Annotated in this window: 24 protein-coding genes; 15 read left to right on the top strand and 9 right to left on the bottom strand. The window is 41.5% G+C overall.

Annotated elements, in window-relative coordinates; translation table 11 throughout:
* Positions 1 to 2: 2 nt before the first annotated feature.
* Both NF865_RS03745 and NF865_RS03740 read left to right on the top strand, forming a co-directional pair.
* Complete coding sequence (locus NF865_RS03745; RefSeq protein WP_253305257.1) at positions 3 to 605, top strand: 30S ribosomal protein S3ae; 603 nt, start codon at positions 3 to 5, stop codon at positions 603 to 605.
* A 35-nt stretch (positions 606 to 640) separates the two neighbouring features.
* The gene (locus NF865_RS03740) at positions 641 to 1,696 is read left to right on the top strand and encodes an SPOUT family RNA methylase (RefSeq protein ID WP_253305256.1); all 1,056 of its coding nucleotides are present in this window, start codon (positions 641 to 643) and stop codon (positions 1,694 to 1,696) included.
* A gap of 46 nt (positions 1,697 to 1,742) precedes the next feature.
* Here the strand turns inward: NF865_RS03740 and NF865_RS03735 are convergent, their stop codons facing one another.
* The 6 genes from NF865_RS03735 to NF865_RS03710 form a co-directional block, all read right to left on the bottom strand.
* Entirely contained in the window at positions 1,743 to 2,447 is a 705-nt protein-coding gene (locus NF865_RS03735) for a DUF92 domain-containing protein (protein ID WP_253305255.1), read from the bottom strand.
* An 88-nt stretch (positions 2,448 to 2,535) separates the two neighbouring features.
* A complete protein-coding gene (locus tag NF865_RS03730) occupies positions 2,536 to 2,985 on the bottom strand; it encodes an Lrp/AsnC family transcriptional regulator (protein ID WP_253305254.1) in 450 nt (149 codons plus the stop codon).
* 110 nt (positions 2,986 to 3,095) lie between these two features.
* Entirely contained in the window at positions 3,096 to 3,395 is a 300-nt protein-coding gene (locus NF865_RS03725; RefSeq protein ID WP_253305253.1) for a MazG nucleotide pyrophosphohydrolase domain-containing protein, read from the bottom strand.
* Between the two features lie 25 nt (positions 3,396 to 3,420).
* Complete coding sequence (locus tag NF865_RS03720; protein ID WP_253305252.1) at positions 3,421 to 3,798, bottom strand: ArsR/SmtB family transcription factor; 378 nt, start codon at positions 3,796 to 3,798, stop codon at positions 3,421 to 3,423.
* Positions 3,799 to 3,862: 64 nt separating this feature from the next.
* Positions 3,863 to 4,231 carry a Mov34/MPN/PAD-1 family protein gene (locus NF865_RS03715; protein WP_253305251.1) on the bottom strand — a complete coding sequence of 123 codons (369 nt, stop codon included), beginning with the start codon at positions 4,229 to 4,231 and terminating at the stop codon, positions 3,863 to 3,865.
* Entirely contained in the window at positions 4,215 to 4,841 is a 627-nt protein-coding gene (locus tag NF865_RS03710) for a hypothetical protein (protein ID WP_253305250.1), read from the bottom strand. The genes NF865_RS03715 and NF865_RS03710 overlap by 17 nt, the downstream gene beginning before the upstream one ends.
* A 71-nt stretch (positions 4,842 to 4,912) precedes the next feature.
* Between NF865_RS03710 and NF865_RS03705 the strand changes: the two genes are divergently transcribed.
* Positions 4,913 to 5,506, top strand: a complete 594-nt coding sequence (locus NF865_RS03705) for an NTP transferase domain-containing protein (RefSeq protein WP_253305249.1) — start codon at positions 4,913 to 4,915, stop codon at positions 5,504 to 5,506.
* Here the strand turns inward: NF865_RS03705 and NF865_RS03700 are convergent.
* Positions 5,503 to 6,018, bottom strand: coding sequence for a biotin transporter BioY (locus NF865_RS03700; RefSeq protein ID WP_253305248.1), 516 nt, complete (start codon positions 6,016 to 6,018; stop codon positions 5,503 to 5,505). The genes NF865_RS03705 and NF865_RS03700 overlap by 4 nt on opposite strands.
* Positions 6,019 to 6,194: 176 nt before the next feature.
* Between NF865_RS03700 and NF865_RS03695 the strand changes: the two genes are divergently transcribed.
* A complete protein-coding gene (locus tag NF865_RS03695) occupies positions 6,195 to 6,983 on the top strand; it encodes an energy-coupling factor ABC transporter ATP-binding protein (protein WP_253305247.1) in 789 nt (262 codons plus the stop codon).
* On the top strand, positions 6,980 to 7,738 hold the full coding sequence (locus NF865_RS03690) for an energy-coupling factor transporter transmembrane component T family protein (RefSeq protein ID WP_253305246.1): 759 nt from the start codon (positions 6,980 to 6,982) through the stop codon (positions 7,736 to 7,738). The genes NF865_RS03695 and NF865_RS03690 overlap by 4 nt, the downstream gene beginning before the upstream one ends.
* Here NF865_RS03690 and NF865_RS03685 read toward each other — a convergent pair.
* Positions 7,730 to 8,380 carry a hypothetical protein gene (locus NF865_RS03685; protein WP_253305245.1) on the bottom strand — a complete coding sequence of 217 codons (651 nt, stop codon included), beginning with the start codon at positions 8,378 to 8,380 and terminating at the stop codon, positions 7,730 to 7,732. The two genes, NF865_RS03690 and NF865_RS03685, sit on opposite strands and share 9 nt — an antisense overlap.
* A gap of 428 nt (positions 8,381 to 8,808) precedes the next feature.
* Here NF865_RS03685 and NF865_RS03680 point away from each other — a divergent pair, with 428 nt between their 5' ends.
* From NF865_RS03680 to NF865_RS03640, 9 genes are all read left to right on the top strand, one after another.
* Positions 8,809 to 9,030, top strand: a complete 222-nt coding sequence (locus NF865_RS03680) for a hypothetical protein (RefSeq protein WP_253305244.1) — start codon at positions 8,809 to 8,811, stop codon at positions 9,028 to 9,030.
* Positions 9,030 to 9,527, top strand: a complete 498-nt coding sequence (locus NF865_RS03675; protein WP_253305243.1) for a DUF7344 domain-containing protein — start codon at positions 9,030 to 9,032, stop codon at positions 9,525 to 9,527. Before NF865_RS03680 ends, NF865_RS03675 begins: the two co-directional genes overlap by 1 nt.
* A gap of 162 nt (positions 9,528 to 9,689) precedes the next feature.
* On the top strand, positions 9,690 to 10,265 hold the full coding sequence (locus tag NF865_RS03670; protein WP_253305242.1) for a DUF1102 domain-containing protein: 576 nt from the start codon (positions 9,690 to 9,692) through the stop codon (positions 10,263 to 10,265).
* Entirely contained in the window at positions 10,265 to 10,810 is a 546-nt protein-coding gene (locus NF865_RS03665; protein ID WP_253305241.1) for a DUF1102 domain-containing protein, read from the top strand. Before NF865_RS03670 ends, NF865_RS03665 begins: the two co-directional genes overlap by 1 nt.
* Before the next feature lie 66 nt (positions 10,811 to 10,876).
* The gene (locus tag NF865_RS03660; protein WP_253305240.1) at positions 10,877 to 11,383 is read left to right on the top strand and encodes a DUF1102 domain-containing protein; all 507 of its coding nucleotides are present in this window, start codon (positions 10,877 to 10,879) and stop codon (positions 11,381 to 11,383) included.
* Positions 11,380 to 11,823 (top strand): signal peptidase I, encoded by a 444-nt coding sequence (locus NF865_RS03655; protein ID WP_253305239.1) that lies wholly within the window; start codon positions 11,380 to 11,382, stop codon positions 11,821 to 11,823. Before NF865_RS03660 ends, NF865_RS03655 begins: the two co-directional genes overlap by 4 nt.
* Entirely contained in the window at positions 11,802 to 12,446 is a 645-nt protein-coding gene (locus NF865_RS03650; protein WP_253305238.1) for a hypothetical protein, read from the top strand. The genes NF865_RS03655 and NF865_RS03650 overlap by 22 nt, the downstream gene beginning before the upstream one ends.
* Positions 12,443 to 13,447, top strand: coding sequence for a COG1470 family protein (locus tag NF865_RS03645; RefSeq protein ID WP_253305237.1), 1,005 nt, complete (start codon positions 12,443 to 12,445; stop codon positions 13,445 to 13,447). The genes NF865_RS03650 and NF865_RS03645 overlap by 4 nt, the downstream gene beginning before the upstream one ends.
* A gap of 26 nt (positions 13,448 to 13,473) precedes the next feature.
* On the top strand, positions 13,474 to 14,499 hold the full coding sequence (locus NF865_RS03640; RefSeq protein ID WP_253305236.1) for a DUF5305 family protein: 1,026 nt from the start codon (positions 13,474 to 13,476) through the stop codon (positions 14,497 to 14,499).
* 178 nt (positions 14,500 to 14,677) lie between these two features.
* On the opposite strand, the gene NF865_RS10380 is transcribed toward NF865_RS03640, so the two are convergent.
* Positions 14,678 to 14,809 carry a hypothetical protein gene (locus NF865_RS10380; protein ID WP_301281865.1) on the bottom strand — a complete coding sequence of 44 codons (132 nt, stop codon included), beginning with the start codon at positions 14,807 to 14,809 and terminating at the stop codon, positions 14,678 to 14,680.
* A 208-nt stretch (positions 14,810 to 15,017) separates the two neighbouring features.
* On the opposite strand from NF865_RS10380, the gene NF865_RS03635 reads away from it, so the two are divergent.
* Positions 15,018 to 15,809 carry a DUF63 family protein gene (locus NF865_RS03635; protein ID WP_253305235.1) on the top strand — a complete coding sequence of 264 codons (792 nt, stop codon included), beginning with the start codon at positions 15,018 to 15,020 and terminating at the stop codon, positions 15,807 to 15,809.
* Positions 15,810 to 15,851: the final 42 nt, after the last annotated feature.

The following is a 15,851-nucleotide window of genomic DNA, read 5'->3' as shown; positions in this document are numbered from 1 at the left end:
AGATGGCAAGAGCCAACCCAAGGAAAAGGGCTGCAGCTGCAAGGGATAAGTGGAAGCTTAAGGAATGGTATGTAGTTTACGCTCCAGAGTTTTTTGGAAGCAAAGAAATAGGTTTGACCCCCGCAGATGACCCCGAAAAGGTAAAAGGAAGGGTTATTGAGACCACTTTGAGGGACTTAACTGGAGACTTCACAAAGGGTCATGTAAAGCTTTACTTCCAGGTCTACGACGTTAAGGGGCAAAATGCCTACACCAAGTTTAAGGGTCACAAACTGGCAAGGAGCTACATAAGAAGCCTTGTCAGGAGAAGAACCACAAGAATAGATGGAATCTTCAACATAACCACAAAGGACGGTTACAAGCTCAGAGTTATGGGCATGGTTATAGCAATAAGAAGAATACAGACAAGCCAAGAAAGAGCCATTAGAGAAATAATGGAGAAGATCATACGCAAGAAAGCCGAAGAGCTTAACTTTGCAGACTTCGTGCTTGAGGCAGTTAACGGAAAGATGGCAGCAGAGATAGCAAAAGAAGCCAAGAAAATATACCCACTCAAGAGGGCCGAAATAAGAAAGATAAAGGTTCTTGCAGAGCCAGAGGCTTGATTGTTTCTCTTTTCTCTTAACTTTCGGTGATTCTTATGAAGTTTTTGGTTAAGACCCAGAGGGGAATGGAAGCCGTTGCTGCCAACTATATTAAAGAGCTTCTCGAAGATGCCAAAGTTTGGATAGCCCCCTATGGATATTCTGGTCTTGTCCTTGTAGAAAGTGAGGATAAAGATGCAGAAAAGAAGCTTTTTGAGATTCCTGAGATTGAGAGGGTTATTCCAGTTCTCTTTGAAACTTCTGCCACAATTGAGGACATTTTAAACCTTGCGGAAAAAATAGCCTCCCACATAAAAGAAGGAGAAAGCTTTGCGGTTAAAACCAAGAGAAGGGGAAAGCACGAGTTCTCAAGTGTTGACGTCAATGTTGCCCTCGGAGGAAAAATAAAGGAGCTGACAAACGCTGAGGTTGACTTAACTTTTCCCGATAAGACAGTTTTAGTTGAAATTATTGGGGATAGAGCTTACATTTCTATTGTCGGAAAAGAAGAGTGGAAAAAGTATACTCCCGATAAAATTGATGCCAGAAAGCTTTTCAAAAAAGTTACAATTGTCCAGATGCCTTATTGGGGCGATTACAAAGCCTGCAGGAATTTTGGCGAAAAAATCGGAAGGGCTGCCCAGGCTTTTGAGGTAAAAGAGCTTATTATAGCACCAAAAGAAAAGATAGACGCTTACGAGCTGATGGAATTTATAAGGGGGGTAAAAATAGGCCAAGAGTCTAGGCACCAAATTCAGCGAGAAGCTTATCCTTGGAAAGTTGAAAAGGTTCCAGTTAGCGTGTGGGATCTTTACCAAGTTATAAGGGACAAAAGACGAAATAAAAGGCTTCTTATAATTACGGACCCAAAAGGACACAGCATTTCTGAGATAAAGGAAAATCTGGCAAAAGACCTCTACTATGCTAAGGAGGTTGTGGTATTTATAGGTTCAAGAGAAGGCATCCCACGGGGACTTTTTAGGTATGCAGATTATGTTGTTGATCTCGCGCCATATATGACCTTTGCAACAGAGCACGGAATCCCAGCAGTATTGATAGCCCTTTGGACAGTTTATGAAGAGGAACTAAGGAAAAAGGAAGAGAATGAATAGCTCAGATCCTAAGGTCGTCATCACGACTCAGCAATCCGCCATTTCATCACAGCAGGGAAAGGAAAATTGCTCCTCCAATTATTCCTCCTAAGAGGGTAGCTAAAAAGTTTGTGTGATGGTTGTTTACAATTCCTCTATTCTCTAATGTTGCACCAATTAAACTGTCGATGTTGCACCCTATAAACCCACCGAGGGTTACCGCGAGGAGCATTTCAACTTTTTGAGTGGTTAAAAACACTGCAAAGATGCTTATTATGAATGCCCCGATTAACGCTATGATTTCACCTTGCCATGAGACTGCTCCGTTTTCTCCTACTTCCGCAGGTTTTAGGGTGGTTATCATTCTTGGAACTTTGCCAAACACCTTTCCCAGCTCACTGGCGAGCGTGTCCGCATTTGCGGTTGCTATTGAAGAGAACGTAGCAGCCCAAAATACATCTTGCTTGGTATAGTATTCAATTAACAAAAATATCACAGTTGCGAGACCGTTTCCAAGAACATTTTGCCAGCTTCGTATTCCTTTACCCTCTTGAGCAATTCCTTTCTTGATTTTCTCAGCAAGACGGTACTTTGTAGCAAGAACCCCAAGAAGAACAAAGGTAAGTAAGGCTAAAAACGGGAAAACACCCCCAAATACAATGGTTGTCGTTCCAATCAGCACTGCAGCTGAGACCCCTTTACCATCGAGGGCCTTTACTTTGTATGCCAAAGTCCCCAGTAGTGCAATCACTGCAATAGTGGTAATGTCCATCGTTCTCACCGTCTGTAACTCTGCTTGTCTCTTTTTTCCCTGGCTTTTATTAGCTTTTCTTTCACTTATTGCCGAAAAAGAAAAAATTTCAGACGAGCTCAAATTTGGCGATTTCTGTTATGAATGTAACATCAACTTTCTCAACATTTTTGAGTCTTCCAGTTATTTCGGTTATTTTTTTCTCAACTTCTTTCATATCCTTGGGCACCAAGATGTGAACTACAAGGTTGTGGGTTCCAATCGCTCTTTCTACTACTTTGACACTTTCATCGTTTTTGAGAATCTCTATTTGTTCCTCCAAGGGGGTTCCCGGGGTCACAGTTATCCCAAGCACCACATATATGTATCCAAGTTTGTCAAAGTCCGGGATGATTGTGTACTTTTTTATTATTCCTTCTCTTTCTAACTTCTCTAGGCGTCTTGAGACTCTTTGACGGGTTGTACCTAGGTATTCCGCTAGTTGTCTATAGTTTAGTCTTGCATTTTTCGAGAGCAGTTTTATTATCTGTAAATCAAATTTGTCAATTTTTTTCCTCATATATGCTCCCCTCATATATTTTTTGTTACCAATTTATATAAGTATTTCGAAAAATCCCTAACAGAGTGCTGAATGAATAAATACTTTATTGACTAATAAGTTGTAGAGATTCAGTCTTTATTGCACCATTTATTTTGGTCTCTTGTCGAGTACTTGGAGATTGTATCGAGAAGAGCTTTTTCTACGTCTATTCCGTAGTAGTTAGCAATGCACAAAAGAGCAAACAGCACGTCGCCAAGTTCTTCTTTAACTTTATCTTTTTCTCCTTTTTCTTTAATGCCTTCCAGCTTCAACATCTCTCTGGATAGCTCTCCAAGCTCCTCAACGACTGCAGCTAGCATTTCAAAAGGTTCCCAGTATCCACCAAAACTTTTTATTACCCTGTCTACCTCTCTTTGAAGCCTCTCCATAATCCTCACCAAGCAAAATAAAATTTTAGAGGAGTTCCTTTTCTAACATATCAATGTACTTCTTAAGTTCCCCGAGGTTTGTCCTGTAGAATCTGAGTTTTCCTTCTCTCCTCTCGTGCAGAAGGTTCATTTTCTTGAGGGTTCTGAGGTGATGGCTTATAAGGGTCTGATCTTGGTTTAGCGCCTTTGCTATTAAACACACGCACATCCACCGGTTTTTGAGCATTTTCAGTATTCCTGCTCTTATTGGGTTTGATAACACTTTTATGAAGTCCATTAAATCCCTAGAAAGTTCAGTCTCGATTTCTTCTTCCAAGTCCAATATCTCACATGACTCTAGGCATTTTTGGACAGTTCTTTTTTGCTTTTCATTTAAGCTCTCGAGGAGTTCCCTAACTTTCATGGACTGTCACCAGAGGTATTTAAGAGGACCACTATTTATAAAAATTTTCATATGAATTCTAACGTCATTCAACTATCTCCATCTCGACTTCTTTTCCTTCGCTGTTGTAGGCTTTTACGCTCTTTTTATCAAAGGGATATGCAATTATTATGTGGATTCCCCCAAATTTTGAGAAAAAGCTTACATCTGCTTGGGAAGGTCTGAGAGAAGGAATTGGATGCGAGTGAACAGTTCCCTTTATGTTCTCGTCGTGAGGCAGCAACCACGTATCAAAATAAATGGATTCCTTGCCGAAGTACCCCCTTGGAATTATCAAAACTTCCTCAAAAATCCCATCTTTTTCTCTTAAAAATCCTCCAAATTCATTGGGATAAAAATCTCTTGCAAGCTGGAGGAGATATTCTAGAAGGCCCTTCCTAATTTTTACTTTCATTTTTTCTTTCCTCCAACATATCAAGCGGGGAATAGAGAGTATACCCCTGTTTTCCCCTTACAAGATGACATGCCTTGTCTACCTCTTTTTTAATTCCACTCCATAACTCGGGGTTTTTCTTTTTAAACTCTTCCAGCAACGCCTTGAGCTTTTCCTTATACTTTATAACTTCCGGGTCGCTTCTCAGTTTTTCTGGCTCTTTCTCTTTCAGCTCTTTTTGAATTATGTATGTCCCCAAAAATGCGGCGGGAAAGCTTGATACTGGAAATACAAGGAACAAGGCGGAATGAAGAGGCGTAGGTGTGTATTCGCTTATTGAGTTTAAACCCTTTCCTAGCACTCCGTATCTCTCTGGAATTGGCTTTTTTCTCGTGAATATTACACTCTTTCCGAACAGTCTTTTCTTGACTTCTAGCTCTATGTACCCCTCATGGAGTAGCTCTGCGAGCGTAGCCCCCACAACAGAGTAAGCAACATCATACCCGTCATATCTCTTCTGCCACTCGAAATACTTGACACCTTTCTTAATCGAGGGATTCTCCCTTGCAAAGTCTTCGAGAAACAAAAGTACAGTAAGTGCTGGACTGAGTTCTTCCATGTTTCTCCCCATATATATCTGACAGACTAGCCCTATAAACGTATCCCAAGAAGGTTTTTAAAGCATCTTCTTTACCTCTACCCATGCGGGCATACATACTCGGCTTTCGGGAGAAAAAATGGGAGAGCTACCTGACTCCAATACTTGAAGAGCCTATGATAAGAATAGTGGAGAGAAGACTTTTAAATGCAAAAAGAATTGATGAGGTCTTTACAATTGTCAGAAAAAGTGACTTGAAAAAGTTCTCCCTTCACGTTTCAAATCCTATTGGCGTAAATGCTAGAAATAAACTTGAAGCTCTTCACAAAGCTTTGCCCTTCTCGGGCGATATTTTCCTTGTAGAGGGAAACATGCCTTTGGTGATGCCCTTCTTGGTAAATTATCTCTCAACGCTGTTTTACGAAAGCTACGCCGATGCCTTGATTCCTATGTGGGCCGATGGGAGCCTTGAAGTTACCCACGCTTTTTACAACGCCAGAGCCCTAAGAAAAGCTGTTGAAGCATGCTTGAGTGAAAACGAAAGAAGGATAAGCTGTATTGCAGAGTACCTTGATTATGAGACGGTTAGCATAGAAGAGCTTATTAAGAAAAACCCAAAGGTTTCGTTGAGTTTCCTAAAAGTGAAAACTCCCTTTGATATAAAATTTGCCGAAGAAAATTTAAAAAGTGGGCTTTAGGCCTTAATCGCTTTCTTCACTCTATCTGCAATTACCACAGCTAAGGCTCCTTTCACCAAGTCTATAGGAACAAACGGAGCCACTCCTACTAAGAACGCCTTTTCAAAGTTCCCTTTCATAAAAAGTCCTAACCTAAGCCAGCCAAGAAGGTAGATTACGATTATTCCAACTACAACTGCCAAGATATACCCCACAATATTATCTTTTTTCTTGGCCAGAAGGCCCACTAAAAAAGCCGCTATCGGAAATGCTATTAGGTATCCTCCCGTAGGGCCGTAGACATGAGCAAAGCCACCGCTAAACCCGGCAAACACTGGAAGTCCAATCGCACCCATGAAAACATATATTGCTTGGCTCAAGAACCCCAAGCGAGCTCCCAAGATAAGTCCGCTCAGCAGTACGAAAAGCACCTGAAGGGTTATTGGAACGGTACCAATGGGGATTGATATCTGGGCACCTACTGCGGTTAGTGCTACAAAAAGTGCTGAATATGCAACTTCTCTTGCCCTCATTTTACCACCTACGTTGTAACCATGTGTTGACTTTTATAAAATTTTTAGAGAAAAGATCGAGGAAAAATCTGAGGTTCTCAAGAGACTGATTGCTTGAATTCAGAAAGAAGCTTTCCAAGGAAATTCGTCGTAACATTTCAGACAATTTTTTAAGCCCTTTCTCCAATCCTTGAAAGATGATAAAGGTAAGAAATCTGTGGCATGTCTACGAGGGGAAAAAAGAGGCCTTAAGAGGAGTCAGCTTAACTTTCGGAAACGAGATTGTAGCCCTAGTTGGACCTAACGGCTCTGGAAAAACGACCCTCGCAAAACATTTGAACGGACTTTTAAAGCCAACGAAAGGAGAAGTCATAGTGGATGGGATGAATACCAAAGAGCATACCGTTGCCGAGCTTGCGAGGGTTGTTGGTTACGTCTTTCAGAATCCGGAGCACATGTTCTTTGAGGAAAACGTATTTAAGGAAGTGGCCTTTGGTCCTAAGAACCTCGGTCTTTCGACGGAAGAAATTGAAGAGAGAGTCAAGTGGGCATTAAAGCAGGTCAACCTTGAAGGTTATGAGGATCGCTCACCTTATTCTCTCAGTGGTGGAGAAAAGCAGCGTCTGGCAATAGCCTGTATCTTGGCTATGAAGCCCAAATATCTAATTCTCGATGAACCCACAACCGGGCTTGATGAAAAAAATGCCGAGAGAGTGAAAGATATAATCAGAAAGCTCTACAAAGAAGGTCACGGAATTCTCTTAATAACCCACGAGATGGATTTTGTTCTTGAACTGGCGGAAAGGGTTGTGCTTTTATATAACGGAAAGGAGGTTTTTGATGGAGATGTTGAAGGGTTTTTTGAGCTCGATTTGAGAAAGTATGGTCTGGATCATCCGAAGCTTCTTACAATCAGCAAAGAAGTGGGTTTGGGATTTGTCAGGAGTGTTGAAGAGTTCGTAAACGCTTTGGAGATGAGAACATGATGTACACATTATACCTCAAGAGGGACTCGCTCCTTCACAGCCTCGACCCAAGGGTTAAGATAGTAGGCTCCCTTCTCAGTGTAGTCGTCCTAATTCTCTTTAACTCTCCAGTTTTGCTTTTTTCTCTTTTCCTCCTCATAGTACTTACCCTTGTTACCCTTGGTAAGATAACCCCTAGAGAAATCTTCAAGGTCCTTAAACCCCTCATTCCGATTTCGGTAATTGCAATGATTATATGGCCGTTTATCTTGAAGCCCTGGTATTTTGGTCTCTTTATAGGTTTCGGCTATGGAATAAGACTTCTTTCCGTTGCCCTAGTCACTTTAGGCTTGATAATGACAACCCCACAACGGGACCTAATCCTTGGTTTCATCAAAATGGGAATGCCGTATGAAATCGGTCTTACCTTAACAATAGCCCTCCGTTACATACCAACCCTTTACATGCTGGCACAGACGATAATGGATGCTCAAAAGTCCAGGGGACTTGAGCTTGAAAGGGGCAACTTCATCCAAAAGGCCAGGAATACAATCCCGATTCTAATTCCCTTAATAGTAGCATCAATAAAAACCGCCCATGAACTCAGCATAGCGCTGGAAAGCAGGGCATTTGGTGCGAGCAAAAGGAGGACTTTTCTCCACAACATTGAAATGAAGACGAAAGATTACATTGCTTTGGGAATAACCCTTGCCTCATTCCTCTTTGCAGTTTACATGAGGTACTTCCTCGGCATCGGGTACATCAAGCTATTCTAAAATCAGCTTTATCTTTGAGTCTATCGGTATGCTGTGCTCCCCCGTATTTTTCACAAATTCTGGAGGAGCTTTAAGAACGCTTAAATTTAACCTGTAGTGGCCCCTATAGCCACTGACTCTCATTACTAAAAGGTGCTCAAAAAGTTCGGGGATGAAGAAGAGCCTTCTAAACTCCGAGATTAAATTTAATTCGTTTATCTCGAGGGCGTTATGAGAGAGTACCAGGAATATGCCCCTCCTATCGACGATTTTTCTTAACTCCAGCATGCCCTTTTTGTCTATCTCCTCAAGGATTCCAAAGTTTGAAACAAAAACAAATGAGTCATCAAGAACCATCTCAAGTGCATCGAGAAGGTCTCCCAGAGTATAGACCTTACCCATTAAGACATTCTCGCTTTTCTCTGAAAACTTGTTGAGCATCTTAAGGGAAAATCCATTGGTGGGTTCGAGGTAGTAAGTTGGGATTTCTAAATTCAGAGCGTTTGCAATGGCGGAATACTGGATTAGGGTTTGAGCAAGAGCGTCCGTCGTTATAACCCCGGCTATGCTGCTGTTCTCTAATCCACCAACTAGTGGAGTGAGCTCTTCCAGTATCTCAATAACCTTTTTTTGAGTGTCACTTGGCCTGAAAAACATCGACATCAATAAAACTTTGATGTCTTAGTATTTATATTTTTTGAGCAGAAATTTGGCATTGGATATTTTCTAACTTTCTACTTAATAAGTCTTAGAGTAAGTTGATTGGAAGTGCTGCAGTGAACACAGTAGGGCATTTTGAGAGGGTCGGATTTGGAATATATGTAAGTTTTAGTAGTTTTGATAAAGTATTGTGCAATGACCAAAAAGGACTTAAATGACTTTAACGGAGATTACGCCTTTTCTGAGACTGTTAACATAACAACAAACTTCTTTGCTCTATTTGGGGTACAAAATGCCAAAATACTTGAAAATCGAACTTTTCCGAAACGTTTATATACCACCAGCACCTACAAGTTCCAAGTGGCTGTTGTAATTTGACCTATTTTTAAATCAGTTTGTTTAACTTAACATTCGTCAGGAGATGATATTTCATGGAAAAAATACACGTTGGCATTGAAGAAGAGATTCTTCAGCTTCTTAAGGAAAAAGGAGAGCTCACGGTTTCATTCCTAACCCGCTTTCTCAATGAGAGAGGTGTTGAATGTACAAGACAGAAGGTTGAAAGGACCCTAAGAAGGCTTTCACAGGCTGGAAAAGTTGAGTTTTTCTATAGAAACGGAAACCATAGAAGACACTACCGGCTGGTGGGGTAATGAACACCATTCCAGGAGGGATCGGAGTGAAGGGAGAGAATAATACAATGAGCCCCTCCTCAATGATCTTGGGGAACGATAGAAGAATGCTTCTTCTGGAGTTTCTCCAAAATAACAACGGTAAGGCTGAGTTAAGAGAGATTGTGGACTTTATAGCTGAAAACGAGGGACAAAACAATAGAAAGCACAGAAAGAGCGTTTATGTAAGTCTGCTCCAAACTCACCTTCCAAAAATGGAGAGAGCAGGGATAATAAAATTTGATCACAACTGGGTAACTTTGCTTAGGGTTCCGGAGGATGTAGATGTTTACATGGAAGTAGTTTCAAAGCATGACATAAGCTGGAGTACCTTTTATTCAGGAATTTCGGTTCTCTTTGCCCTTTTGGGCCTCTGGCTCAACAACGTGCCCCTCGTGATAATTTCAGGAATATATTTCACTTTGTCAATTATTCAGCATTTCAAGACTTACAAAGTTATCAAGAGATCTGGCGACTAATAAAATGTAGAAGTTTATAAAGTAATGACAGACTACCCGAAGGTAAGCCGGAATTAACTATATACTCAAAGGGAGTAAGAGAGTAATGAGTGCCTCATGTCAATGGGGCACCCTTCGAAAAAATTGGAGGCGAAAGATTTGAAAAAAGTTTTAGCACTTGGAATGTTAGGCCTGTTAGTGGCCTTTGCAGCCGCCTTAGCCACCAGCGCAACGTTCAGGGACTACAATGCAAGCAGAAGCGTTCACTGGACGATTGTAACAGACGATACGGAACTTATTGACCTAAACCCACTTCAGCCATATGCATATATAAACAATGGCGGAGTTTTGGTGATTGACTTCTCAGCAAACAATCCAAAATATCCCGGATACGGAGACGGAATCAGCCCATCAAGCGAGTACAACTTCGATGAAGTCTTTGAAGTGAGCAATGATCTGTGGGAAGACACCACCATAGTAGTAAGGATAACGTCAAACCTCTCGAACATAGAGTTCTACGGGCATGAAGGAGGAGTATATGCAGTTGATGGTGGAGCTCTGGCGACAGCCTCAGACAGCGCAAGAGATGATGTATGCTTCATTTTGAACAGAGGAGAAGCTAAGAAGATAGGCATAGACCTTAGCGCAGATGGTGACAGCCCAAATGACGTTTGGAACGCAAAGATGACAATTAAGGCATACAGGTTGGGTACCGAACCCCAAGAATTACCATCAGGATGCCATGGGGGTGGATCATGATGAATAAACTAATAGGATTGGCAATACTCTTAATCGGCATGATGCTGGCAGTGGGGGCAGGTGCTACCTTTAGGTACTATGAGGCAGATAGAGGTATAACTGTAGCAATAGTTTCAGATGAGAATGAATTTATTGATTTAACCCCAGCACAGCCGTATGCATATCTCAACAACGGCAAACTCACAATTGAGATCAGCACAAACAACCCGAACTACAATGAAACTTTGGGATTTGGTAGAGGTCTGAGCCCAAACACCACCTACGTGTTTGAGCACATGTTCAATGTAAGCAACGAGCTTTGGGAAAACAATGAGACCGACTTTCCAATCTGTGTTCAGATCTCAATTACTCAAGGAAGCGGCGTTGAGATATTCGAGGGAGATTGGGCTGAAACTTCAGGTACTCAGCTTCAGTTCACAGTATACCACAACACCCCAGTTAGCGTAGGCATGGTATTTGATACTTCAAATATGGGACTAAGTGTCAACCCCGGTGATATACAAGTTCAGATGAGCATACATGCATGGAAGGGTACATGCGATTGATCTAATTTAACCTTTCCATCTTGGAGCCTTTGCTCCTTTTATCTAACATTTTAGGGGGAGAAAAAAGTGAGAAAAGTTATTAAATTTGCTGTTCTGCCGATCATATTAGTTATGATGTTTTTTATGTGGGGAGTTTTTGTTGTGAAGCCGATTCCCGTTGTTCTTGCTGTTGATGATAACACCTCAGTTTCTATAGAAAACCCTCTTCCACCTTATGCTTTTCTAAGCAACGGTTATCTAAAGATCGATATCAGTAACCAAAGTCCCCTTTATCCGGGTTTTGGAGAGGGTCTTTCGCCCGATACTGTCTATGTTTTTAATGATGTTTTTGAGATATACAACAACGAAACTGAAACGGGGGAAAGTGTGATATGCGTGAGTGTAACTTCTCCAACTCCAGCTATTGGACTTTTTGTGAGTCCCTATACCGGCACCTGGAGCCAGAGCATAGAGTTTGAAGTCCCAGCAAATCAAAGTGTAAAGGTAGGAATGCGGTTCGACACTGCAGGATTGCCCTTGGGAGATTATAATCAACACATCACGATACAAGCCTTTGGAGGCTCATGTGAATGAAGAAGCTCATTGAATATTTCCTAATTCTGGCGGTTACCGCTTTTGTTGTGGGGTCTATCGTCGGGGCTCTTCTTGATAGACCCGTCTTCATGTCTTATGTTTCTTCAGAGAGTATGACCCCTGCGTTGAATAAGGGAGATTTGTTCTTTATAAATCCTTTCTCAAGGAGTGCGGACGTTGGGGATATAATAGTTTTTAACTTAAGAGGCAGCTGGACTGTTCATAGAGTTGTGGCGATTGTTGAGGATGGATATATCACCAAAGGCGATAACAACGTTGCAACCGATCAGCAAGAAGGTAGGGCAAGTCCAGTTTCAAAAGATAAAATAGCGGGAAAGCTTATTACTATTGGCAATTCCCCCTTAAAGTCCCACAATTGGGCACTTACATCCAGAGGGGGATCTCAGGGAGGAATAAAATGTTCCTTGCGGCTGCCATGATAATTATTGGTGCCCTCGCGTTTACTGGAGAGCCGAAGCACAAAAGAAAAAGGCCAAAGTTCATCAAGATCAAGTTCAAAACGCTTTACATCTTGACATCAGCCTTTCTCTTAATAATGCTCTCGGTTTCGATATTCGCTTCGTGGCAGATGTTTCCAATAGAATATGCAGTAACTTCAGCCGGAGGGCAGAGAGAAGGATGGGTTTTGCCGGGTTCTACGTTTGAAAGGGAGATAACAATAAAAAACGGGAACTTCTATCCTATGATTTACTACCTTGAGCCCCAAACCGGGGGGATTTCAGGCATATCAAAGACCCAGCTCGAATTGGGACCTCAAGAGGAAGAGACGGCTAAAGTTACAATAAGCGCTCCCGAGGAAACTTCCCTGTTCACAGATAAGGTTAGGGTAAACGCCTACATTCCACTTCTTCCTGAATCGATTATAGGTTCCTTATACAGAGTAAATCCTGTGTTGCCTGTTTTTGCAATCCTTTTTGAGACTTCGGTATTTCTTGGAGTTCTATACTTCATCTCGGGCATTGGGAATGAGGACGTATTGAAAATCAGAAATAAAAGATCCAGCTTATTGAGGCAAATCAAAATGGAGGTGTTTGGAAGATGAGAAAACTTATTCCAGTTATACTTTTGATGCTTCTCTCATCACTGATAGTCATCGGTTCAAGCGGGACTTTCATCTACTTTAATGCGGAAAGAGAGGTAAAAGTTGCAGTTGTTCCTCATGACAGAGAATACATAAGCTTCATGTGCTACGATGGATACGCAGCTACGGTAATAGTTGACCAGAACAGCGAACTTACTTTTGATGCATTAACAATTGGCAACTACTTAAATGAACTTAAAACCGTCAATATCTGGCTTGATCCGGATTACTCTAACCTTCCAAGTGGTGTCGAAATGTGGATAGAGAGTGAAGATGGTATAACAAGGCCGATTGATTCCCAGGAATACTATACCTTCTGGGGCAACATCAGCGTTGGGAATGCGGATCCGGGGACTTATGAAGTTCCTATAACTCTCTATGCTACTTGGGATGGAGGGGATGCAGTAATAGAAACCTGTTCAATAAAAGTGGTAATCCTAAGCGGGCCGAAGATTAGAAAGGTTCTCTTAAGCGGGAATACAACTAACATTCCATTGAAAACCTACCAAGAATGGGTGTTCCAGATAGAAGTTAACAATTCGGGAACACCGAGAAACCTAACCATAAAAGACGTGATCCCGGGAGAATTCGATGTAGATCTAAGCAGAACAAGCGCAAGCAAAGGGAATTATACCTTTACTAGGCACGGAAAGTCGGATCATTTAGAATGGAATGTTGAATTAGGCCCAGGAGAAAGTGCCCACATGAATATAACCATCTCCACAAGATGTGTGAAAACTGGACCTTGTGGAAGATGTAGAAAATGGGAATTTACCTCCTGCGGTTCATACTACCTTAATGAGGGTGCAGAGATAGTTGGTTATGGGATAGTTAGCAACAATATTACGGTAGAGGCAAATGTTGATTGCGAAGATAAGGATAGATCTACTGGAAGCGGTAACACTACAGAAGTCAGCGGCAATCGGACTGAGGGCGGAGAACGCTCTGGTAGAAGAGGTTAAATATTATGCGTATGGAGGAAATTTAGATGAGTGGAAGTATTGATAAAGAAAAACTGAAAAAATGGGTAACTAGAAGAGAAGTTCTCGCAGTGTCGCTTGTTCTCTTCTTGTTTTTTGGATTTTATTCAATAAAGTTAATGGGAGTTAGCTCTGTCGTAACGATCCAGCAGACGGTTGGTGAATATACTCAGGAGGGGGAGCTTATTCATATGGCTTTGTTAAAGAACAACACGCTTTATGGAGAAACACTAAGAAGGGAGGAATACCCCATTCCCCTTGTAGAGAGCTTTGTGATCACGTACAGCTATCGTTTTACTCCCATGACTTCAATAAAGGGAAGCTATGTGACTCAGGGGATAGTTCAATATACCGTAAATAAGGGTAGTGAAGAGGTTGTCTTATGGGAGGAAAGGCTCTTCGAGAAATCGGGAGAGCTAAAGGATGGTAAATTTACCGTACAGTATGAGCTCAATTTAACCAAACTTGCAAACAGAACTAATGAGATAATAGAGCAGCTTGGCTTAAAGAGGTTGAACCGAAAGATAACGTTTGTTACGAAGGTTAATGTTGAAGGAAACGTTTATGGGAGAGAGATAACTGAAAGCTTTGAGCACAGCTCGTCTTTAGTTAAAGATTCAAGCTCTGGTCTTTACTACTTCACCAATGAGAAGGAAAGCACGCAGAAAACGGTGGTAGAAAAAGGAACAAAAAAGACGATAGTGAGGATTGCTGGGCTGCCCTTCTACGCCGATACTGCAAAGAAAGTGGCTCCAATATTAGCATTGCTATTCTTAACACCCCTTATAGGAGGAGTTTATACAATCAGGGCTCAGAGACCCAAGAATGAATTTAAGGATCTAGCTCCCTACATTACAGAAGGAGCCCCTGTTGAAGTAGAGAAGAGAGTTATCTTAGCTACAAAAGATGATCTGAAGAAGACTTTCGATCTTTTAGACAAGCCAATTCTCCATTACACAGAAGGTGGAGAGGACATTTATGTCATAATCGACGGTGGCATAGCATACGAATACAGACATAAGAAGAGCAACTGACTTTTCTTTTCTTATTTTACTTAACAATAAAAATTAAAAATCAAAAGAGTGCCACACCAATGCCTAAGAGTACCATAAAAGCAAACATTACTATTGTTTCTAACTATTGTCATGAGCCAAGCTATTGTTGCTTTTCCCCAATCTGTGTTGAACACTGTTTTTATTACCCAAATATACACTAAGTATTCTTAGTATCCACCCTATGATAGGTATCCATCCTGTAAGCAGGCCAAAATTCCCCGCCAACGACGGCTATCATGGATTTTCCAAGTGTCACATCCCCTATTCCAGCAAGTTTGGCTCCAAGCATCAGGAAAACCCTGCAATCACAAGAGCAATCAATATTGCTATCACTGCCATGGATCCCATTGCAGCAAAAAGTCCAGGAACAATTGGTGGCCCCATTGGCATAATACTTCACCTTAACTGACTTATTAGCGATATTTTCTTATTAGCCTTTTCACTCTTGGGTAGAAAAAGCTTTAAGGGAGCAAAGAGAAGCCTTCTGGGGATGTAAAATGGAATCAGTAGAGAGGTTTTTATGGGAGTATTTTATAGAACCGATGTACACGAGAGAGGGATATAACCCTTACAATACCATTGTTTATGCGATCATTCTTGGACTGGCGATTATCTACACATACAGGTGGATAATAAAGCCCCTCAAGATAAAGGTTGATGAAAAGCTCTTCTATGCCGTTACTCCAATGATTGTTTTTGGAGCAACTGTTAGGGCACTGGTTGATGGGGGGGTTTTAGAGCCCCATCCCCTCATCTTGACTCCCGGGATATTCTTTACTGCATTTTTCTTGATCTTGCCGGCTCTCTTTGCAGATTCAAAGCTAAAAACTTATCCAAAAATAACCGTTGGATGGGGAACAATTTTAGCCCTCTATGCGAACTATCTTCTTGTAACACATGTTAAAAGCTGGAGGCCATATGAACTGACGCTTTTCTATACTGTGATCTTTTTCCTGCCGATTTTGGCCTATTACAAGTTCAGGCCTTTTGAGAAGTTGTACCTTTTCCCTGTATTTGCCCACATCTTTGACATAGGCTCGACGGTGGTGGCCATCCATTATTACGGCTACAGAGAAGTCCACTGGATTGAGAACCTTCTTGTTCAAAAGTTCGGAGCGTTTGTTTACTATCCTTGGATAGTGCTCATATTGGCTGTCGTCTATTACGGGCTGAGGTATTTGGTGCCCGATGAAGAAGAGAGAAGGTTTTGGTATCTGGCAGTCTATATACTCGGATTGGGGCCGGCGATAAGGGATCCGGCGCAGATGGTTTTGCAGATTGCTGGTTAATAGTTTAATTCTTCCTTAAATCCTAATTTTTATAAGTAATTG

This window comes from Thermococcus aggregans (assembly GCF_024022995.1).
Classification (GTDB): Archaea; Methanobacteriota_B; Thermococci; order Thermococcales; family Thermococcaceae; genus Thermococcus_A; species Thermococcus_A aggregans.
This window is presented reverse-complemented; position numbering and strand designations above follow the sequence as displayed.